At 59.5% G+C, this 19,333-nt stretch carries 21 protein-coding genes and 1 pseudogene; 14 read left to right on the forward strand and 8 right to left on the reverse strand.

All coding sequences use genetic code 11. The features are described from left to right. Positions 1 to 634: 634 nt before the first annotated feature. The 5 genes and pseudogenes from M3G19_RS00280 to M3G19_RS00300 form a co-directional block, all read right to left on the reverse strand. Entirely contained in the window at positions 635 to 1,258 is a 624-nt protein-coding gene (locus M3G19_RS00280) for a response regulator transcription factor (RefSeq protein ID WP_259899766.1), read from the reverse strand. 181 nt (positions 1,259 to 1,439) lie between these two features. Then, positions 1,440 to 2,513, reverse strand: coding sequence for a sensor histidine kinase (locus M3G19_RS00285; RefSeq protein WP_259899767.1), 1,074 nt, complete (start codon positions 2,511 to 2,513; stop codon positions 1,440 to 1,442). Between the two features lie 1,212 nt (positions 2,514 to 3,725). Then, positions 3,726 to 3,866, reverse strand: coding sequence for a hypothetical protein (locus tag M3G19_RS00290; RefSeq protein ID WP_259899768.1), 141 nt, complete (start codon positions 3,864 to 3,866; stop codon positions 3,726 to 3,728). 27 nt (positions 3,867 to 3,893) lie between these two features. Further along, entirely contained in the window at positions 3,894 to 4,577 is a 684-nt protein-coding gene (locus M3G19_RS00295; RefSeq protein ID WP_259899769.1) for a hypothetical protein, read from the reverse strand. 229 nt (positions 4,578 to 4,806) lie between these two features. Beyond that, positions 4,807 to 4,995 (reverse strand): annotated as a pseudogene (locus tag M3G19_RS00300) (IS256 family transposase); the annotation flags it as partial. A gap of 350 nt (positions 4,996 to 5,345) precedes the next feature. Here M3G19_RS00300 and M3G19_RS00305 point away from each other — a divergent pair. Continuing rightward, a complete protein-coding gene (locus tag M3G19_RS00305) occupies positions 5,346 to 5,639 on the forward strand; it encodes a hypothetical protein (protein ID WP_259899770.1) in 294 nt (97 codons plus the stop codon). Positions 5,640 to 5,704: 65 nt separating this feature from the next. Here M3G19_RS00305 and M3G19_RS00310 read toward each other — a convergent pair whose 3' ends face one another. The 3 genes from M3G19_RS00310 to M3G19_RS00320 form a co-directional block, all read right to left on the reverse strand. Continuing rightward, on the reverse strand, positions 5,705 to 5,935 hold the full coding sequence (locus M3G19_RS00310; RefSeq protein WP_259899771.1) for a hypothetical protein: 231 nt from the start codon (positions 5,933 to 5,935) through the stop codon (positions 5,705 to 5,707). Further along, entirely contained in the window at positions 5,932 to 6,351 is a 420-nt protein-coding gene (locus M3G19_RS00315; RefSeq protein ID WP_259899772.1) for a hypothetical protein, read from the reverse strand. Before M3G19_RS00315 ends, M3G19_RS00310 begins: the two co-directional genes overlap by 4 nt. A gap of 62 nt (positions 6,352 to 6,413) precedes the next feature. After that, positions 6,414 to 7,904 (reverse strand): MFS transporter, encoded by a 1,491-nt coding sequence (locus M3G19_RS00320; RefSeq protein WP_259899773.1) that lies wholly within the window; start codon positions 7,902 to 7,904, stop codon positions 6,414 to 6,416. A 170-nt stretch (positions 7,905 to 8,074) separates the two neighbouring features. Between M3G19_RS00320 and M3G19_RS00325 the strand changes: the two genes are divergently transcribed. From M3G19_RS00325 to yajC, 13 genes are all read left to right on the forward strand, one after another. Continuing rightward, positions 8,075 to 8,704 carry a copper resistance protein CopC gene (locus M3G19_RS00325; protein ID WP_259899774.1) on the forward strand — a complete coding sequence of 210 codons (630 nt, stop codon included), beginning with the start codon at positions 8,075 to 8,077 and terminating at the stop codon, positions 8,702 to 8,704. 161 nt (positions 8,705 to 8,865) lie between these two features. Beyond that, positions 8,866 to 10,932 carry a threonine--tRNA ligase gene (gene thrS / locus M3G19_RS00330; RefSeq protein ID WP_259899775.1) on the forward strand — a complete coding sequence of 689 codons (2,067 nt, stop codon included), beginning with the start codon at positions 8,866 to 8,868 and terminating at the stop codon, positions 10,930 to 10,932. Further along, a complete protein-coding gene (locus M3G19_RS00335) occupies positions 10,901 to 11,542 on the forward strand; it encodes an HIT family protein (RefSeq protein ID WP_396121717.1) in 642 nt (213 codons plus the stop codon). The genes thrS and M3G19_RS00335 overlap by 32 nt, the downstream gene beginning before the upstream one ends. After that, the gene (pgsA, locus tag M3G19_RS00340; protein ID WP_259899777.1) at positions 11,543 to 12,199 is read left to right on the forward strand and encodes a phosphatidylinositol phosphate synthase; all 657 of its coding nucleotides are present in this window, start codon (positions 11,543 to 11,545) and stop codon (positions 12,197 to 12,199) included. Next, entirely contained in the window at positions 12,199 to 13,110 is a 912-nt protein-coding gene (locus M3G19_RS00345; protein ID WP_259899778.1) for a phosphatidylinositol mannoside acyltransferase, read from the forward strand. Before pgsA ends, M3G19_RS00345 begins: the two co-directional genes overlap by 1 nt. A gap of 6 nt (positions 13,111 to 13,116) precedes the next feature. Continuing rightward, the gene (locus tag M3G19_RS00350; RefSeq protein WP_259899779.1) at positions 13,117 to 14,250 is read left to right on the forward strand and encodes a glycosyltransferase family 4 protein; all 1,134 of its coding nucleotides are present in this window, start codon (positions 13,117 to 13,119) and stop codon (positions 14,248 to 14,250) included. After that, positions 14,250 to 14,627, forward strand: coding sequence for a hypothetical protein (locus M3G19_RS00355; protein ID WP_259899780.1), 378 nt, complete (start codon positions 14,250 to 14,252; stop codon positions 14,625 to 14,627). Before M3G19_RS00350 ends, M3G19_RS00355 begins: the two co-directional genes overlap by 1 nt. Positions 14,628 to 14,630: 3 nt before the next feature. After that, positions 14,631 to 15,479: an acyl-CoA thioesterase II gene (locus tag M3G19_RS00360; protein WP_259899781.1), complete on the forward strand. Its 849-nt coding sequence runs from the start codon at positions 14,631 to 14,633 to the stop codon at positions 15,477 to 15,479. Positions 15,480 to 15,568: 89 nt separating this feature from the next. Then, positions 15,569 to 16,324 (forward strand): YebC/PmpR family DNA-binding transcriptional regulator, encoded by a 756-nt coding sequence (locus M3G19_RS00365; protein ID WP_259899782.1) that lies wholly within the window; start codon positions 15,569 to 15,571, stop codon positions 16,322 to 16,324. A gap of 189 nt (positions 16,325 to 16,513) precedes the next feature. Continuing rightward, on the forward strand, positions 16,514 to 17,068 hold the full coding sequence (ruvC, locus tag M3G19_RS00370) for a crossover junction endodeoxyribonuclease RuvC (RefSeq protein ID WP_259900217.1): 555 nt from the start codon (positions 16,514 to 16,516) through the stop codon (positions 17,066 to 17,068). Then, positions 17,068 to 17,685 (forward strand): Holliday junction branch migration protein RuvA, encoded by a 618-nt coding sequence (ruvA, locus tag M3G19_RS00375; RefSeq protein ID WP_259899783.1) that lies wholly within the window; start codon positions 17,068 to 17,070, stop codon positions 17,683 to 17,685. The genes ruvC and ruvA overlap by 1 nt, the downstream gene beginning before the upstream one ends. A gap of 41 nt (positions 17,686 to 17,726) precedes the next feature. Beyond that, complete coding sequence (gene ruvB, locus M3G19_RS00380) at positions 17,727 to 18,803, forward strand: Holliday junction branch migration DNA helicase RuvB (RefSeq protein WP_210573497.1); 1,077 nt, start codon at positions 17,727 to 17,729, stop codon at positions 18,801 to 18,803. 39 nt (positions 18,804 to 18,842) lie between these two features. Then, a complete protein-coding gene (gene yajC / locus M3G19_RS00385) occupies positions 18,843 to 19,181 on the forward strand; it encodes a preprotein translocase subunit YajC (protein WP_259899784.1) in 339 nt (112 codons plus the stop codon). The last annotated feature ends 152 nt before the right edge of the window (positions 19,182 to 19,333 follow it).

A 19,333-nucleotide genomic window follows, 5' to 3' on the forward strand; every position in this document is an offset into this window, starting at 1 on the left:
AATGGTGACGCGGTAGCCATTGATTCCAATGGTCGGAAAACAGGCTTGTCTTCAGCAAAGAAGATGGAAGCTGAGCTGAATTCAGAACCAGTCCAGACTAGGGCCGCAGAGGACCAAGACGATAATGGAGTTCTTAGCGCAGCTGCCGCAACCATTGCTGGTTGTGCTGGTAGCGTAATCGGTTAGGATACAATCCTGGAAATTCTAGAGAAGAGGGCTTCCTACTGGGCCTTGGTAAAGTTCCTCGCTAAGAAAATTGGACCAGGACTTGCGATCAGCTGCATTGCCGGTGTAGGTGGCGCCTTTGCCGCCTAAATGGGGTAGTAAAACATGCGCTTAATGGTAACGCTTTGCGGATCTTTAGTGGCACTTGGCATATTTCATTTTCAAATTGATATGGCTTGGTTCCCTTCTGTGTTCTTTTCAGGCATCGTTGGGCTTATCGCAGGTGTAGCTCTACCAGAATCTGGACGGCAGGCAGCCCGTCGAATTGTGCATAATCTTCCTTGGGGATGGTCCAAGCTCCAAGTGCCAGGATTGAATCTAGGCGGGGTGCAAAACACTCGCACTATGAAAATGTTGGCGGGCTCACTCGAGTATTAAGCGGCGTGGGTCCGCCAACTATATAGGCCGTTTAGTATGAAAGCGCTATGAGCTCTGCCCTGGATCTGCAGTCCATCTTCTTCAGCAGGGAAGACACCATTCTTTTTACGTGAGGTTCCGAGTAGAACAACTCGTTCGCTATTTGCCTGTTACTTTTTCCTTGGCACAGCAATTGCATGACGGCTTCCTCGTTATCGGTCAAGGAGGCTTGCTCTATTCGTTCGGCGAAACGCCCCCATGAGGATTGGGCAACCAACCGTTTCACGCATTGAGGTGAGAGACTGGTCCCTCCGTTGAGTGCATCCCTTAGCGCCTGAATGATTATCTGCGGTGGTTGGCCTTTAATGACGTACCCGGACGCCCCACGCGCAAGAGAAGTAATCATCGTATCGTCAGTGTCGTAGGCTGTCATCACGACAAAGACAGGTGGGGCATCGAAACTGTTCAACTTTTTCAGCAGTTCGATCCCATCCATATCGGGCATACGTACATCAGACAATACGATGTCGCAGGTGTGATTGTTGAGCCATGTCAGTGCACTGCGCCCGTTTGTGGCAGTGGCGATAACTTCTAGGTCTGGAGCTTTAGAGAAGTAAACCGGAAATGATTCACGGATTACGGGATCATCATCAACAAGCAGGATCGTGAAACTCACTTGCTGCACCAAGGGTGTGTTTGACCCTTACTACACCCCAGCCAGTCCTTAATAGACTGATACGTTTGGATCACTGGTTCACCCTCAGTGGGAGGTGCCTCGACTGTTGGGAGGGGACCTGCCGCAAGGCCAACGGTGAACATTAGAGAGGCCAACATTTTCATATCAATTACGGGACCTTTCAAACGGGAACCTGGAAAGTAATCGTCCAACGGGCATCAGTGCTATCCAGCGTCATGCTTCCACCTACGATAGCAATCGTTCGCTGCATAGAGCCTAGACCGAAATTGCTGGAGCCAGCTCGCCCACGGCCAAGCTTATGCGTGTTTACGAGAGTCACCATGACTTTTTCGGTATTTGCAGTCGCGGTGATACTAACTGTGGAATAAGGGACGGCATATTTGATGATGTTGGCACTAGCTTCAGATAGGCACTGACTGAGCGCCCTATTGATAGACTCAGCGGCAGGATCCACACGAATAGTCGTGGTGGTCTCAACGTGAAACCCGGCCTCCTGAAGTGCACGGGCAGTTTGCATCACTGTCATTGTTAGTGTCGGTACGGTCACCTGCGGATGATTAATCGCCTGGGCATTGAGCTCATCTACCAGCGTGCGGATGTCACTCATTGACTTACGCGCTGTGGCGGCACACCGCTGTAGAGCTTGCTCCTTCTCCGGCATGGAGATCGTCAGTGCTTCAAGTCTTGCTATCAGCGCGGTTAAATCAGCAGCCACCATGTCATGGAGAAATCCCGCTACCTCTACCTGACGTTGGCGCATCTGGTACTTCTGTTGCATCTCGTTTGTGTGCGCCCTAGCGATAAACCACCCGGCGGCAAAGGCGCTGACCATCATGAGAGTAAAGATGGTTACAGACTGTGGATCCATACGCAACGACTTTTGATCCGGGGAGTAAAACCCGAGCAGCGTCGTAATAGCAGCAAAGACCACAGCAGTCTTGTACCTGTGTTGCGCAGTAACCACCGTAACCAGCAGAACCGCCGTCAATGTCAACAGATCGGGCGAATGACCAGACAAGCTAACGACCGCGAAGAATACGAGATATCCCAAAACTGCAGCAGTTGGAAGATATGCCGCCAGAGGCAGTGTAGCCGCTAAAAAGAAGAGTAAAACCCCGGTACCAACATCAACAGGAGCGATCACCAGCACACGCAAGCCCCACAAGACAAGGGCGAGCAGACACAGCACCAGTGCTATCGATAAGCGAAAAGAACGAAAAAAATTAACAAACACATTGAATACCAATGGCTCTATCGACGGAAAAAATAAAAGAATAGTTAAGAATGAAGGTCACGGTTCAGCCCAACACCCAGTTTCTGAATGTCCAACTGCCGACAATAGACGTCTCCCCTCCAGGGAGGTGATCTACTTCAAGGGTTTGGGAAGTCGCCGATCGTTCCACGGGGGCATCCCACAGCGTTTCCCTATCTCACCAGTGGTATCGAGGCCAGTGCCGAGGGCAAGACTCCAGACGACAGATAGAACGCCATTGAGGACCATTCCCACACACGCTCGAGTCCCACTACGTTGGTCACGACTGCACCCAGGCCGAATACTTCATCGAGCGCGATGAAACGTGCGGATGCTTACTCCAAAACTGGAATTGTCGCGGTTTTAGCCGGGAGACGTGGTCTATCTCCGACAGGGTCCACCTGCCCTTTTGTGCACTGTGTCAACATCGCCCGACTTGGCACTGTCCAACAACGAAATCGGGGTTACAGTGGACACGCTAGCACCATTTCCACCTTGCCCCAGTGCCACCAACCTTCCGGATGAAGAGTAGATGGGGGCGCCGGACTCGCCTGGCGAAAGTCGTAAGCTTGAGGTCTGGACGTAAGCAAACACTGGTTGGCCATTCAACAAAAATCGCTGACACGAGTATTGTTCGGAGATCAGTTCTCCGGACTTTTTCTGACCTTCGTGATCGTTGGCAAACACAACGGACTCTTGAGGGTGTTCTTCCACTTGCAGCGGCCTTATCTGGTCCCCTACGCTGGGGAGGAGAGCGATTTCTGCTATGTCGAGACCCAAGCCGTTGAGCAGATAGTTTGTCGAAATGGTTCCTATTTTATTTCCGTGGGAGAAGACTTCCGCCCCCTCTTCTCCACAGTGGCCTGCTGTTAAACCAGTTATCATAGAGATATAGGAGACAGAGCAGTCTATGGAGCCATTGGGCCACCACACTTGAATATCGTCCCCGCTGGAATACCTGGGGCCTGACTGCGCTGAGTCGACTGGGGGATGGTCAATATAAGGAGTCTCTTGAGGGGTAATCGTGGATGCTGTCGAGTTTGTTTGTGGTAAATCTAATGAAGTATATCCGCTGATGAAGGCACTTACAGTGGCAATTACACAGACGGCTAATGATTCTCGATACATTGCACAAACCTTGTCTATACGACCTCTAGGGGTGACCCCGCACAGAGGTCACCCCTAGAGGGTGCACTATTTGTTGGTGTTGGTTGGAAGGAATATCAACACCAGGGCGATGATGGCAAAGGCGTACATCACCCAACTCGGCCAATGAAACCAAGAGGCTATCGGAATCATGATGACCACTACTGAGATCAGAATCTTCTTGACCATGAGCGATCCTTTCTCTTTTTCGCTACCTTACTGGAAGCCAGCCCGCACAGGCGCGACGCCTGCTGGGTTGACAGGCAAGAGGGCAAATTGAGCATAAGTAAAATCAGCCCAGATACCGCCGGGAGCAACGGCAACTGCAATGCCGAGGGTGGAGACGATCTTCGATACCACTGGTTCTGGAATCCAGACTCCTGCGATTGATACTCCTGCCCCAATCCCTTTGAGAGTGCCCTGGGAAATAAATACCTTCACCCCCCACCAGTAGTACTCGATTCCGTTGCGGCCTGGTTGGAAGAATGGGTCAACCGCGTCACCATCGGTGTTTTCGATGCGTGGACCCGTTGACTGGGAAAAAGCGATGGATTTATCATTGACTTTCTTTTCAACCGATGGGTCATTGGTTGAGGAAGCGGACGCGATGGCCGTGTTGGCTTCCTTCACGGACGCTTCGACTTTCTGCAGTTCATTCGGTGTCAATGCCGACTTGGCTGCGCCGTCGATGACGAACTGATCTTCTTGAGTGGAGATAAACCGGTCTGCTTTTTCGCGCGTCGCCGCATCAACCTCGGAGTTATCGGCCACGGTGGAAGTGAGCGAAGGAACATTATCGGAACCGGCGGGTGTGGCACTGGCCAGTGGAACACCGGCGAGAACGATGGTCGACAGTGAAGCAAGGACAACGCCTGAACGGATTTTCGGTCGGATGGTCATGCAATCTCCTTGATCGTGCATAAGTAGAACAAACTGTGTCGGACGAACAGAACGCTATCAATCACTCTGTTTGAGCGATACGGTTTACCAATGAGATGCTACGAAAGTCGCTTCTTTTAAAAATATGGTTGACTCATGGCTGTTTTGGCTTCGTGACAAGGCGGCTACGCGCAGCACCGCCGACCAGACCTCGCACTTTGTTCACCGCCATGCCCGCCGAGACTTGACCCCATCTGCTGACTCCGGCATCGCAGGCGATCTCGGTTAGTGACCTCGTGGAGGTCACGTATCGGTGAAACGCTTTAAAGTCGCGGGTTTTAGTCAGATCGGGCCGACGGTAGGTGGTGGAAGATCCACAGTCAGGGTTCTTGCACCGCCATCTGGTCGTTCCTTTTGTGGTGGTGCCGTTTTTCTTCATTTGCCCAGTACATACTGGGCATCGTGGTCTGTTTGGTGTCACCGGCAAAGCTAACCAGCATCCAGCTACCACACTGAAGCGCCGTTCCGGCGGATTGAACGAGAAACGGGCCTGAATAAGGACTAAATCCTTATTCAGGCCCGATTTGTATAGTCTGATCTGCGGAAATCGAAACTGTCTAACAAAACGTCCGCATCCCCTTCTGCTACTTAACCCCGAAGATCTATTCCCAGGTGGACATAGCGAGTCAGAAAAGGACTCTGAGCAGAGAAGAAATAGAGTTATGGCTGGAAGCCGAGAACCGTGTGAGAAGAGGCATTGGGGAAGAACGAATGTCCATCAGCCCAGAAATGGCAAGCACAATTCTTCGAGGCGGCCTTGTCGTCGGCGCCATGTGGTCGAGGCCGGTCGTCGTTGGCAAAGATGTACATGGTCCAAATGCCGTAGTCTTCACGGACTTTGACGAGGTAGACCAACACGTCACCGCCGCAGACATTCAGCGCGCAGCCGACACATGGGCGGCGGACAACCCTGACGATGCCTTCACCGCCGCCCTCCTAGACGACAACGTTCCCAAACATGTTCCGCCCCGCGCAGCCGATGAAATCTGCCAGCTCGCAGCATTCGGAACAATCAAGTACTAACTAACGAAATAGGCACTGGGGTAGTGCTCAAAGGGAAATAGCAGGCACGGCAGCTGCCAAGCTAGCTACGGCTGATCCTCCTGGTTCTCGATGACCACCGGTCCCATTTCGAAGCCGGGCATGCCGTAATCGGCCACCCAGCGGAGGAAGGGAGTCACCCGCTCACCGGGGCGCTTGCCATCCTCGATCTGCTTGATGACTGCCTGGGCAGCGAGAACTTCACCCATGTGTGGCGGGCGCTTCAAGCGAAGCCCTTCAAGGGTCGTGTTCTCCTTGTAAGCGAAGCGGAACGTCATGAGTTTGATCCCTCCCTGTCATCGACTTCAAATATGGGTTCGAGTACCACGTCGAGGATTCTGTTGACCATTTTAACCTGCTCTTTGTCTAGGTAACTATGGTCATCATGTTCGGTGAGAACGGCGACGCCGACAGCGGTTTCGAGTGGCTTTCGGGAGAAGCAGAGTTCCGTGGCCCATCGGACATCTTGATGCCACTCCTTTGAAGCGTCCTGTCTACGGGAGCTCTTGACTGTATGAGCGACCCTAGCCCACGCGATGAGTGCTGCTCCGACGGGGCCCAACACCTTGCCGCTGAAATCTAGAACTGCTTCCGCCGAGTCAGGCGGGCCTAGTGAAAGTACGACTGCATACGAAATCGACGTTGCAACTGATAATCCTGTAATAAGCCAAGGGAGCGCGGGTGTTTTGTTCATACCCACTTAGACTCGATCCAGCGCCCCACGGTTCCATCACTGAGACAAGTTTCGTGGGGCTTTTAAGCGTCCTGATGCATGCTCGGCGACTTGGGGTTCCCACGGAAACACCACGCGGTGATCGCGCAAAAGGCCACGGCGGTTGCGGCGAGGAAGGCCATGGTCAGTTCGTGGGCATGGGCGTAAGCCGGAGCGGCGGCATCGTGGGTGGCGGGATCGTAAATTGCGCTCATGCCCTTGTCGGCGAGCTCCGGTGGGAGGAACGACAGCAAGAGGGAGGTCAGCATTGAGCCGGAGACGGCGACGGTGATGAGGGTCCCGAATTCGTAGGACACCTCCTCCACGCCACCGGCCATGCCGGCGCGCTCCGGGGGAGCAGCGCCAATGATGGCGGTGGAGGAGACCGACATCGCGAAGTTCGCGCCGGCACCGAGGAGAATGCCGCCGGCGAGGAACACGGGGAAGCTATCGATTGCGGAACCCCACCAGCAGATAAGTGCGCCGGCGATGCATGCGGCGAAGCCGCCCGACACGATGGTCTGGAAACCGATGCGGTGCAACAGTGCGCCGCCGGCGATCGTGAACGGCAAAGCCGCAAAGCCGATCACACCGATGGCAAGGCCGGCGTGGAAAGGCGAGAAGCCGTCGACAAGCTGTAGGCGCTGCGTGGAGGTCATCTCCATGCCCACCAACACGAACATGGCGCCGGCAGCCGAGACCGCACCGCCGGTAAAGACTGGGTTTTTGAAGATGTCGAAAGTCAACAGCGGGTCGTCGAGCTTCTGCTGGCGGTGGCCGAACATGACGGCACCGAAGACCATGACCACAGTGGCGCCGATGAGAACCGGCATGTGGGTGTCCAGGCGGGCGGCTTCCTCGATCGTCAGCGTCAATCCCGACAGGGCGAACAACGCGAATACTGAGGAAATAAGATCCCAGTGCTTGTCCGGGTTCGGCTTGTTGCGCGGGCCGATCAGCAGCGTGCACACGAGGGCCAGCACAACGACTGGAGCATTGATCAGGAAGACCGAGCCCCACCAGAAGAAGTACAGCAATGCACCGCCCACCACAGGGCCGAGCGCGGCACCCAGGACCGCGGCGGAAACCCAGATGCTCATCGCGAGGTTGCGTTCGCGCTCTTCCGGAAAAATCTGGTTGATCAGGGCAAGCGTGGCGGGAAGCATTGTCGCCGCGCCGGCGCCGAGAAAACCGCGCGCGATCACGAGCGACAACACAGTGGGGGAGAATGCCGCAGCAAGAGACGCGATACCGAAAATGACGAGCCCCACCATGAACATGCGGCGGTGACCAATGCGGTCGCCCAAAGACCCCGAACCCAAAAGAAGGCCCGTGATCACCAGCGGGTAGGCGTTGATGATCCACAAGGACTGGGACGCGGTCGCGCCGAGCTGTTCATCCAAGGCAGGAAGCGCGGTATAGAGGATCGAGTTATCCAGCGCGACCATCAACAGGCCAAGCGACACGACAATGAAAAATGGCCAACGGTTCGGGTTGGCCGGTTTTCTACGAGAACGACGATCACGGGAAATCACCCGGTCAACCTACCGCTTAACCAGTGGTTTGTCACGATTAGGTAGGTCCACATGAAAATCCCAGGAACTTTCGGGCCTAGCGTGGGGACTACTACGGCAGACCAACGCATCGCAGAAGTGATGACAGTTGGAACTGTTGAAACTGACCTGGAAAGAGGAGAAACCCACTGATGGCACGCAGGATCAAATCCGCCACCACCCGCACACTGCTTGCTGGAACCGCCGCAGCAATGCTCGCCGTAGGCACGGCGCCCGCAGCGTTTGCACACGACTCAGTGATCTCCGCGCGTCCAGGCATCGACGAGACCGTCACGGAATTCCCGACAGAGCTCGTCCTGGAATTTTCCGGGCAGCCGAAAGAAGACTTCAACACCGTCGCGCTGTCACGCGTTTCCGACGGCGAAGTCCTGTTCAACGGCGAGCCCGAAGTCAATGACCGCACGGTTTCCATTGACGTTCCGGACGATGTAGATGCGCAGCCGGGCGAGTACCGCATCGGCTACCAGATCACTTCCTCCGATGGCCATGCCACCAAGGGACACACTGACTTCACCTTCACCCCGGCAAATGCATCTGAGGAGTCCACCGCGCCGGGCGGAGGGGATAACGAAGGAACTCAAGCAACCGATTCCGCCGAGAAAGACGCTGGCTCCGGCTACACCTGGCTGTGGCTGCTGCTCGGCGCGTTGTTCCTCGGCGGTGTCGTGATCGTCGCTTTGAGCCGTCGCCGCCAGAACGACGATGCGACGCAGCGAGTGCGCGAAATGGAAGAGCTCGACGGCGATAGCGAACGCCAGTAGGCAACGCGCCGATTACCGCCGCGGCGGGCAGGGGTAAGATCGCCCCCAGTGCCCACGCGGCGGTTATTTTTGTGCCGGCCCGCGAGGGCGAGACATGAACACACCGCGGGCGCGGCCAGGTATGCCGTCCCGCACGAGCGCAAAGGAGCGCTGAAGAACATATGTCCAGCGGGATTGCCCCAACTCAGATGAATCACGAGCCTTTCGAGGTTCCCGCCGGCACACCTGTCGGTGCGGCGATGCGTGAGCTGGAACTGCCCAATAAGGGCGAGGATGCCATCGTCTGCGTGCAGGACGCCGAAGGGAATTTGAAGGATCTTTCCCACACCCCGGAGGAGACCGGAACGTTCATGCCGGTCGCGGCGAACACGGAGCTGGGACGCAGCGTCATCCGCCACTCGTGTGCGCACGTTCTCGCACAGGCAGTGCAGGAGGAATTCCCCGACGCCAAGCTGGGCATCGGCCCCGCCATCAACGACGGCTTCTACTACGACTTCGATGTCACCGAGCCTTTCACTCCTGAGGATCTGAAGACGCTGGAGAAGCGTATGAAGAAGATCATCAAGCAGGGGCAGAAATTCGTCCGTGGTGTCTACGCCTCCGCCGAAGAAGCCGCCGAAGATCTGAAAAACGAGCCGTACAAGCTCGAGCTCATCCAAGACAAGGGGTCTGTGGACCCGAACTCCGACGAGGCCACCGAGGTCGGCGCCGGCGACCTGACGCACTACGACAACGTCAACCCGCGCACCAACGAGGTCGTTTGGCACGACCTGTGCCGCGGCCCGCACGTGCCCACCACCAAGTACATTCCGGCTTTCGCACTGACCCGCTCTTCCGCCGCCTACTGGCGCGGCGACCAGGCCAACGCCGGTCTGCAGCGCATCTACGGCACTGCGTGGGAGTCCAAGGAGAAGCTGGAGGAATACCAGCACATGATCGAGGAGGCCGAGAAGCGCGACCACCGTCGTCTCGGCTCCGAGATGGACCTGTTCTCCTTCCCAGACCAGGTCGGCTCCGGCCTGCCTGTCTTCCACCCGGACGGCGGAATCGTGCGCATGGAGATGGAGAACCACTCCCGCAACCGCCACATCCAGGCTGGCTACTCCTTCGTGAACACCCCGCACGTGACCAAGGGCGATCTGTTCAAGCAGTCCGGTCACCTCGACTGGTACGCAGAGGGCATGTTCCCACCGATGCAGCTCGACGGCGAGACCAACGACGCCGGTGAGGTGACTAAACAGGCGCAGGACTACTACGTCAAGCCGATGAACTGCCCGATGCACAACCTGATCTTCGACTCCCGCGGACGCTCCTACCGCGAGCTGCCGCTGCGCCTGTTCGAGTTCGGCACGGTGTACCGCTACGAGAAGTCCGGTGTGGTTCACGGCCTGACCCGTGCCCGCGGCTTCACCCAGGATGACGCGCACATCTACTGCACCGAAGATCAGCTTGAACAGGAGCTGACTGACGTCCTCGAGTTCATCGTTTCTCTGCTCAAGGACTACGGCCTCGACGATTTCTACCTCGAGCTGTCCACCAAGGACCCGGAGAAGTACATCGGCGACGACGAGATCTGGGAGCGTTCCACGAGCATCCTCCAGTCCGTCGCGGAGAAATCCGGCCTTGAGCTCGTTCCGGATCCGGCAGGTGCCGCGTTCTACGGTCCGAAGATCTCCGTCCAGGCACGCGATGCCATCGGACGCACCTGGCAGATGTCCACAGTCCAGCTGGACTTCAACCTGCCGGAGCGCTTCAACCTCGAATACACCGCTTCCGATGGAACGAAGAAGCGCCCGGTGATGATTCACCGCGCTCTCTTCGGCTCCATCGAGCGCTTCTTCGGTGTGCTGCTCGAGCACTACGCCGGTGCATTCCCAGCATGGCTGGCACCGCACCAGGTGGTGGGCATTCCGGTCGCGGACGACTTCGCTCCGCACCTCGACGCCCTGACTGAGCAGCTGCGCGCCCGTGGCATCCGCGCGGAGGTCGATCACTCCGACGACCGCATGCAGAAGAAGATCCGCACCCACACGCAGGGCAAGGTCCCGTTCATGCTGCTGGCTGGCGCACGCGATGTCGAGGCGAACGCAGTGAGCTTCCGCTTCCTCGACGGCAGCCAGGTCAACGGTGTGCCGGTGGATGAGGCAGTCGAACTCATCAGCGCCTGGGTGGGCGACCAGCTCAACGAGCAGCCGAATGAGGTGTCCTTTGAGGCACGCCGAGGATAGCAACGGCGGCATTCCCGAAAGGGAGGCTGACGTCGCTGCGCCGGGGGAGACCCATGCCCCGAGGGAGTATGTCGACTCCGGCGTAGGCGACCACGACCGCCTCGTGCGGCTGTGGGCGCCGTTCCGCTCGGCGTATATCTCGTCTATCCCTGGTGGAAAAGAGCGCAAGGCAGATCCTTTCCTTGCAGCGCCGGAGCAATCCGATGAAGATGCACTGATCATCGCCCGCGGTGAGAGCGTCTACGCGCTGCTGAACCTGTACCCCTACAACGCTGGCCACCTCATGGTCGTGCCGTACCGCAAGGTCGCGGACTTAGAAGAGTTGACCGATGACGAAACGGCAGAACTCATGGCATTCGCCAAGCTGGCGGTGCGCACCCTCAAACGCGTCTCCCGGCCTGAAGCGATCAACGTGGGGCTCAACCTCGGGAAAGCATCAGGTGGCTCGGTCGGCGATCACCTGCACATGCATGTGGTTCCGCGGTGGGCAGGGGACTCCAATTTCATGACGGTCATCGACGGCACCAAGGTCCTTCCGCAGTTGCTCCGGGAAACGCGCTCGCTGTTGGCTGAAGGCTGGGCGGAGATCGTCAGAGAGGACGGCGCCTAAATGCTCGGTCTTTATGGAAGGAAACCGGCGTCGGTGGTGGCAGCGCCCGTCGCAAAGCTGTTGCTGCGCCTTGGTTTGTCCGCGAATGCCGTGACGATTTTAGGGACGCTGGCCACCATCGCTGTCGCTGTCGTGCTGATTCCCACCGGTCATCTGGTGTGGGCCGGCGTGCTCATGGCGTTCTTCGCGGCGTTCGATGTCGTGGACGGCACAATGGCGCGGTTGCGTGGAGGGGGCACGGCGTACGGCGCGACGCTCGACGCATCGTGCGACCGGCTGACCGACGGCGCGTTGTTCGGTGCCATCGTCTACTGGCTCATCTACGTCGATCAAGCAGAGGCATCGACGGTTGCTGGTGCGCTGGTCGTCCTCGCGTTGTCGCCGACGATCAGTTACATCAAAGCCCGAGCCGAAGCCGGCGGCCTGGAGGTCAACGGCGGGCTCATTGAGCGACCCGAACGTCTGATCGTCGCTGTAGCTGGCCTTGTTCTTGAAGGCTTCGGAGTGGATCTGGCGATTGAAGTGGCGCTGTGGACGCTCGCAGTGGGCTCGGTGATCACCGTGGTCCAACGGCTGTACATGGCCTCGCGCGACCCGAAAGCGAAGCAGCGTATCGCCGCACCCGCAGGCGTTCCTGAACCGGAGGGCACGCGCTAGTGACGGCAGCGGCAAAAGCACCATTCTCCGAGCGACTGGCGGCTGCCGGGTATATCGCGGGATGGAAAGCCGTGCGGTACTTGCCGCCTCGTGCGGCCGCCGCACTGTTCAACGCCGGCGCGGATTATGCGTCGGACAAGGGACGCGGTGCGGAAATGCTGCGGCGCAACCTCACACGCGTCGTCGGTGCGGAAAATGTCACCCGGGCGCTCGTGCGAGATTCGATGCGCTCGTACGCGCGCTATTGGAACGAGGCTTTCCGTTTGCCGGCGATCGCAGGTGATCCTGAACTGCTGTCACGCCTCGATGCCGGCGTGCGTGGCCGCGACCACCTGGAAGAGACCCTGGCTCGCGGCAAAGGTCTCATTCTCACCCTCCCGCATTCCGGTAATTGGGACATGGCGGGCATGTGGCTCGTGTCCCGCTACGGCGGTTTCTCCACTGTCGCCGAGCGCTTGCGGCCCGAGGCGCTTTTCGACGCCTTCGTGGACTACCGCGAATCCATGGGCTTCGAGGTGCTCGCCGCTACTGGTTCATCCGTGCCACCCTACGAGCGACTGAAAGAGGTGCTCGTCTCCGGCGGAATCGTCTGCTTGATGGGGGAGCGCGACATGACTCCCCGTGGTGTTCCGGTCGAGTTTTTCGGGGAGGAGACCACCCTGCCGGCCGGGCCGGCGAAGCTCGCACTGGACACCGGTGCCGGGCTGCACGTGGCGCACTCCTGGTTCGCGGGTTCAGCAACTGAGCCGGACTGGGGACATTCGGTTTCGCCGGAGATCGAGGTCACCGATGTAGAAGAGACCGTTCAGCGGATCGCCGACGGCTTCGCGGCAAATATCGCTGCGCATCCGGAAGACTGGCATGCCCTCCAGCCGATGTGGCCCGCCGACCGTGAGAAACGGAAGCGGTGATGCGTCGTGCGCGTCGGCATGGTGTGCCCGTATTCCTTCGACCACCCCGGCGGGGTGCAAGCGCACATCCTGGACCTTGCCCGGATTCTTACTGAACGCGGGCACGACGTGCGCGTGCTTGGGCCGGGAAAACGGTCACATTCGGCCTACGACCTGCCGGATTATGTCACCCTTGGCGGACGAACTATTCCTCTGCGGTACAACGGTTCGGTCGCACGGATTTCTTTCGGGCCGAGGACTTTTCAACGCACACGACGCTTTTTGCGCGAGGGCGGATTCGATGTCGTTCACATCCACGAGCCCAATGCACCGAGTTATTCCCTCGCCGCATTGCTTCTGGCTACCGAGCCGGTCGTGGCCACCTACCACGCCTCTGCGACGTCATCGCGCGCACTGCAATTCGTGCGACCGGTCTTGCGCCCGACGCTCGAGAAGATTCAGGCGGGCATTTCCGTGAGCGAGATGTCGCGCCGCTGGCAAGTGGAGCAACTCGGCGGGGACCCGCTGCTCATTCCGAACGGAGTGGAAACGAGCATCTACCGGGAGGCACGCAGGGCGCGGGGGACGGCAACTGCGACGTCGATAAGCGATGCTCCTGATAAAGGCGCGCACATCGTCTTTCTGGGGCGCTACGACGAGCCGCGCAAAGGTCTGCCGATTCTTCTTGATGCGCTGTCGATCATGGATGATGAACCGCGCGTGACCGTGATCGGTGGCGGTTCCGGTCGTCCTGTTGCTGCGCCGACGAATGTGGAATTCGTCGGGCGCGTGAGTGAGGCTGAGAAAGCGCGGTTGCTCGCATCGGCCGATCTTTATGTCGCGCCGAATACGGGCGGCGAATCCTTCGGCATCGTGCTCGTTGAAGCGATGGCGGCGGGATGCGCGGTCGTGGCTAGCGATATCGAAGCCTTCGCCGATGTGTGCGCGGCGGATAGCGACATCCCCGCGGGTGCCCTGTTCCCGGTGGGGGATGCGAACGCCCTCGCGGTGACGCTGCAGCGATTGGTCCGCGATCCTGCAGCCCGCGCTGCACTTGCGGCTGCTGGGACGCAGCGTGCTCGGAATTTCGACTGGAATGTCGTCGCGGGACGCATCGAAGCTGTCTACGACGCCGCAGCTGGCGGGGGAGCGAGCGCGTGATGAGCGGTCTTTCTGTGCTGATAGTGGCACTGGTGTTTGTTGTGCTCGCTGTCGTTGTGTGGGCGATTCTCACCGCACGACGGCTCGACCGTCTGCATATCCGGCTTGACCGGGCCCGGGCAGCGCTCGACTCAGCGATCGAGCACCGGGATGCCGTCGCCGACATCGTTGCGAATACCCGTGACGATGAAGCAGCGCGGACGGCGCTGGCCGTCGCGGAAGACCGGGTGGAGCTCTCCCTGCGCCTGTACAACGGCGCCGTTGCCGCCACACGCGCGGTGCGGTTGAAACCCGGAGTGCGTGCATTGCGGCTCGCCGGTACGGCACCGATGCCGGAATTTCACGGCCGTGAAGCGGGCGCGCCGTTTAAGCTGTGACACATGCCATTCGACATTCCCAGCATCGACAATATTTTGAATCTGGAGCAGCTGGACGACAACGTCTTCCGCGGCACCAGCGTTTACTCCGGACTGCAGCGCACTTACGGCGGCCAGGTGGCGGCGCAGGCGCTGTCGGCAGCGACAAAGACGGTCGAGGACGGCAAGCTCGTCCACTCCCTGCACAGCTACTTCATCCGCCCCGGTCAGGCGGACCGGGACATCGTCTTCGTGGTCAACCGTGTGCGCGATGGACGCAGCTTCGCCACACGCATCGTCGACGCGGTTCAAGGTGGTAAGACGATTTTCTCGCTCGAAGCGAGCTTCCACATCACCGACGACGAAGGCATCGAGCACTCCGATGCGATGCGGACCGTGCCCGAACCGGACGATGTCGTGCCGCTCGAGGAGACCGATGGACCGTTGAAATTCTTCTCTATGTGGGCAAAGGACTGGGACGTCCGCGTCGTGCCCGACGACCAATTCGAGCACAACCCGTACACACCCAGCCAGCAAGTCGTGTGGTTCAGGTCCAAGCGCGAGCTTCCCGACGATCAGACCTTCCACATCTGCACCCTGGCCTACATGTCGGACCTGACGCTGCTGCACTCCGCACTGGTGCCGCACCGCGATCACAAGGTGCAGATGGCGTCCCTCGACCACGCCATGTGGTTCATGCGCCCGTTCCGCGCCGACGAGTGGATGCTCTACGACCAGGTCTCGCCGTCCGCTCACGGCGCACGCGCTTTGACCCAGGGCCGGATCTTCGACAGGCAGGGCAACCTTGTCGCCATGACCGTGCAGGAAGGACTCACCCGCACGCTCAAGGAGGGCGGGAAGGCGTTTTCCTAACGCAACTAGTCCGCCCCTGAATGTCGTTTCCCGGGGTGGGCGTATAGTGGACAGCCGAAACTTCAGCCGGAGGAAAGGGGAGATGGCGTATGTCAGGCCACTCGAAATGGGCTACAACGAAGCACAAGAAAGCCGCTAACGACGCAAAGCGCTCGAAGTTGTGGGCGAAGATGATCAAGGACATCGAGGTCGCGGCACGCACCGGCGGCGGTGATCCGGCAGGCAACCCCACCCTCGACGACATGATGAAGAAGGCCATGAAGGCCTCCGTCCCGAAGGACAATATCGAGCGCGCCCGCAAGCGCGGCTCCGGCGAGGAAGCCGGCGGCTCCGACTGGGAAGACATCACCTACGAGGGCTACGGCCCGAATGGTGTCGCCATGCTCATTCAGTGCCTGACCGATAACCGCAATCGTGCCGCCACCGATGTCCGCACCGCGATGACCAAGAACGGCGGCAACTTGGGCGAGTCCGGTTCGGTCGCCTACATGTTCAGCCGTAAGGGTGTGAACACCGTGGTCAAGGGCGACCTGACCGAAGATGACGTGCTGATGGCCGTGCTCGAGGCAGGCGCTGAAGAGGTCAACGACCTGGGCGAGCACTTCGAGGTCGTCTCCGAGGCGACCGATATGTACGCCGTGCGAGATGCCCTGCGCAAGGCCGACATCGAAATCGAGGACACGGAGCAGGACTTCCGCGCCTCGGTGGAGGTCGATCTCGATCTTGAAGCCGCGAAGAAGCTCGAGAAGCTTATCGACGCGCTTGAGGACGCCGACGACGTCCAGAACGTCTACACCAACTCGACCATGTCGGACGAGGTCGCTGAAGCACTCGCCAACGAGTAGAACGCAGCATGCGCGGGCGCCGTTGATGGGGCCTGAGTACAGCATTACCGAAGCGGATCTGGCTGTTGCCGGGTCCGCTTTGTCGTGCTCGGTATGGCATGGCTCGCAAGTGGCACGGCATGGCTCGCGAGTGGTGTCTGGGTCGTGTGGTAGAACAAATGTGTGACTACGACGGAGGGCCTGCGCGTGATGGGGATTGACCCGGGTTTGACCCGGTGCGGTCTCTCCGTGCTGCAAACGGGCAAGGGGCGGCAGGTGATTCCCATTGCTGTCGGAGTGGTGCGCACACCGTCCGATGCGGAGTTGTCCGAGCGCTTGTTGCGTTTGTCTAATGCGGTCAACGAATGGCTGGACGATTACAAACCAGATGTTGTCGCGATGGAGCGTATTTTCGAACGCAGCAACGTTTCCACCGTCATGCACACCGCCCATGCCGTGGGGGTGATGGTGCTCGCCGCCGCACAGCGAGGGCTTCCCGTGTACATGTACACACCCTCCGAGGTGAAAAAAGCTATCTCCGGCAACGGCCGGGCGGACAAAAAACAGATGACGGCTATGATCACCCGCATTCTCGGGCTCGGTGCGCCGCCGAAGCCAGCGGATGCAGCTGATGCGCTCGCCATCGGGGTGTGCCATTGCTGGCGCGCACCGCTGTTGGCCCGCACTCAGGCGGCGGCGACGTTGACGGGTGCCGCGGGACGGAATGCTGCCGGGAATATGACTGGTAAAAGGAGTTGGAAGTAGTGATTGATTCGCTCAACGGTGAGGTCATCTCCATCGGTTTGGATCACGGCGTGATCGAATGCGGCGGCGTCGGATACCGCTTCCTCGCCACCCCGCCGACGCTGGGCCGGCTGGTCCGCGGTGAGAACGCTCGTGTGCTGACCACGATGGTGGTCAAGGAAGACGCGATGACGCTCTACGGCTTCAGCGACGACGATGCGCGAGAGATGTTCGATCGCTTGACCTCGGTCACAGGTCTCGGCCCGAAGCTGGCGTTGGCATCACTGTCCGTCTTCGAGCCTGCTGAACTGGCCGGCCACATTACAGCCGGTGACTCGAAGACGATCCAGTCCATCCCCGGCGTGGGTAAGAAAATGGCTGACCGCCTCGTTCTGGAACTCAAAGACAAGCTCGCCGGGGTATACGGCACGCAGCCAGGTCAGGCAGCCGGGCAGGCTGCCACCCCGCAGACGCAGGGCGCGTCGCTGGCGGCGGAACAGGTCGTCGAAGCACTCGTCGGGCTGGGCTTTCCGGAAAAGGGTGCCCGCAGCGCGGTCGACGCTGTTGCTGCCGAGTCCCCGGACGCGGAGTCCTCGGCGTTGCTGCGCAATGCGCTTAACCGGTTGGGTAAGAAATAAGCAGCTGATTTCATAAGGCATGGAGATGGAGGGTGCAGCACATGTCTGATGTAGAGAAGACAGAGTTCGAGCTACCGGCCGACCTTGCCCGGCAGGTGGACTCGCCGGTGGATGCGACGGAGCACACCGGGGAGCAGGACTTCGAGAAATCGCTGCGCCCGAAATCCATCGACGAGTTCATTGGCCAGCCGAAGGTGCGCGAGCAGCTCAGCCTGGTGCTCACCGGTGCGAAAAAGCGCAATGTCACCCCTGACCACATTCTTCTGTCCGGCCCGCCGGGTCTGGGCAAGACCACGATGGCGATGATCGTGGCGCAGGAACTCGGGACGTCGCTACGCATGACCTCTGGCCCCGCGCTTGAGCGTGCCGGTGACCTCGCAGCGATGCTGTCGAACCTGATGGAGGGCGATGTGCTCTTCATCGACGAGATTCACCGGATTGCGCGCCCGGCCGAGGAAATGCTGTACATGGCCATGGAGGATTTCCGCATCGATGTGATCGTGGGCAAAGGCCCGGGTGCGACCTCCATTCCTCTGGAAATCCCGCCGTTCACTCTGGTCGGAGCCACCACGCGTGCCGGCATGCTCACCGGACCGCTGCGCGACCGTTTCGGTTTCACCGCGCAGATGGAGTTCTACGATGTGGAGGACCTCACCGATGTGATCACGCGTGCGGCGTCGATTCTCGGGGTGGAGATCGAGCACGACGCCGCAGTGGAGATCGGTTCGCGTTCCCGTGGCACCCCGCGCATCGCCAACCGCCTGCTGCGCCGCGTGCGCGACTGGGCGGAAGTCAACGGCGACGGCACCGTCACTGTGGAGGCAGCCCAGCAGGCTCTCACCGTGTTCGACGTTGACGAGTTGGGCCTCGACCGTCTCGACCGTGCGGTGTTGGACACGTTGATTCGGAGCCACGGCGGCGGCCCCGTCGGCGTGTCCACCTTGGCTATCGCAGTGGGGGAGGAGCCCTCTACCGTGGAGGAAGTCTGCGAGCCCTACCTCGTGCGTGCGGGCCTCATGTCGCGCACTGGCCGGGGACGCGTGGCCACCGCCGCTGCTTGGCACCACCTCGGCATGACACCGCCGCCGGAAGCCCCGGGGCAGCTTCACTTGTACTAGCTGCCAGCCCCTCGGATCGGTGTGCCACAATGGTTCACCATGGAATACTTACCTCTTCTCCTAATCTTCGTTCTGTTCGCGTTGCCAAGCTTGTTTTTGGCGCGCATGAACCGGAAGCGGGTGGAGAAAGCCCGCGCCGTCCAGGCCAAGGCGAAGGCCGGCGACCGCATCATCACCGTCTCGGGCTTCCACGGCGACATCGTCTCCGCTGGTGACACGACCGTTGACATCGAGCTGGCTCCCGGCATCGTTGTCACGATGGAGCGTGAAGGTGTCTACAAGGTGGTTGAGAACGACGGTGCCGCAGGCAGCACTGTGCGCGAGACCGAGACTGATCCGGTAGCCACCGAGACTGATCCGGTAGACGGCGACCGATAGGCGTCAGACGCCACCAGCAAGACACAGCGGCTCGGCGTGCGATCAGAAAAAGGCACGCCGGGCTTAATCATTTCCACGTCCATGACGTACGATCACTGTCTGGACCTTTTCCCGGCCCGGGAATCAGTGCCCCAGAAATGCGAGCACGCCGG

Source organism: Corynebacterium sp. p3-SID1194, from assembly GCF_025144155.1.
In the GTDB taxonomy this organism is placed as follows: domain Bacteria; phylum Actinomycetota; class Actinomycetes; order Mycobacteriales; family Mycobacteriaceae; genus Corynebacterium.

Bases quoted from the DNA above. Each gene is read 5' to 3' on its own strand.
- M3G19_RS00290 (WP_259899768.1), bottom strand. From the start codon at position 3,866: ATGGTCAAGAAGATTCTGATCTCAGTAGTGGTCATCATGATTCCGATA.
- M3G19_RS00365 (WP_259899782.1), top strand. From the start codon at position 15,569: ATGTCAGGCCACTCGAAATGGGCTACAACGAAGCACAAGAAAGCCGCT.
- M3G19_RS00305 (WP_259899770.1), top strand. From the start codon at position 5,346: ATGGCAAGCACAATTCTTCGAGGCGGCCTTGTCGTCGGCGCCATGTGG.
- M3G19_RS00355 (WP_259899780.1), top strand. From the start codon at position 14,250: ATGAGCGGTCTTTCTGTGCTGATAGTGGCACTGGTGTTTGTTGTGCTC.
- thrS (WP_259899775.1), top strand. From the start codon at position 8,866: ATGTCCAGCGGGATTGCCCCAACTCAGATGAATCACGAGCCTTTCGAG.
- M3G19_RS00360 (WP_259899781.1), top strand. From the start codon at position 14,631: ATGCCATTCGACATTCCCAGCATCGACAATATTTTGAATCTGGAGCAG.
- pgsA (WP_259899777.1), top strand. From the start codon at position 11,543: ATGCTCGGTCTTTATGGAAGGAAACCGGCGTCGGTGGTGGCAGCGCCC.
- M3G19_RS00315 (WP_259899772.1), bottom strand. From the start codon at position 6,351: ATGAACAAAACACCCGCGCTCCCTTGGCTTATTACAGGATTATCAGTT.
- yajC (WP_259899784.1), top strand. From the start codon at position 18,843: ATGGAATACTTACCTCTTCTCCTAATCTTCGTTCTGTTCGCGTTGCCA.
- M3G19_RS00325 (WP_259899774.1), top strand. From the start codon at position 8,075: ATGGCACGCAGGATCAAATCCGCCACCACCCGCACACTGCTTGCTGGA.
- ruvB (WP_210573497.1), top strand. From the start codon at position 17,727: ATGTCTGATGTAGAGAAGACAGAGTTCGAGCTACCGGCCGACCTTGCC.
- M3G19_RS00310 (WP_259899771.1), bottom strand. From the start codon at position 5,935: ATGACGTTCCGCTTCGCTTACAAGGAGAACACGACCCTTGAAGGGCTT.
- M3G19_RS00295 (WP_259899769.1), bottom strand. From the start codon at position 4,577: ATGACCATCCGACCGAAAATCCGTTCAGGCGTTGTCCTTGCTTCACTG.
- M3G19_RS00335 (WP_396121717.1), top strand. From the start codon at position 10,901: ATGAGGTGTCCTTTGAGGCACGCCGAGGATAGCAACGGCGGCATTCCC.
- ruvC (WP_259900217.1), top strand. From the start codon at position 16,514: ATGGGGATTGACCCGGGTTTGACCCGGTGCGGTCTCTCCGTGCTGCAA.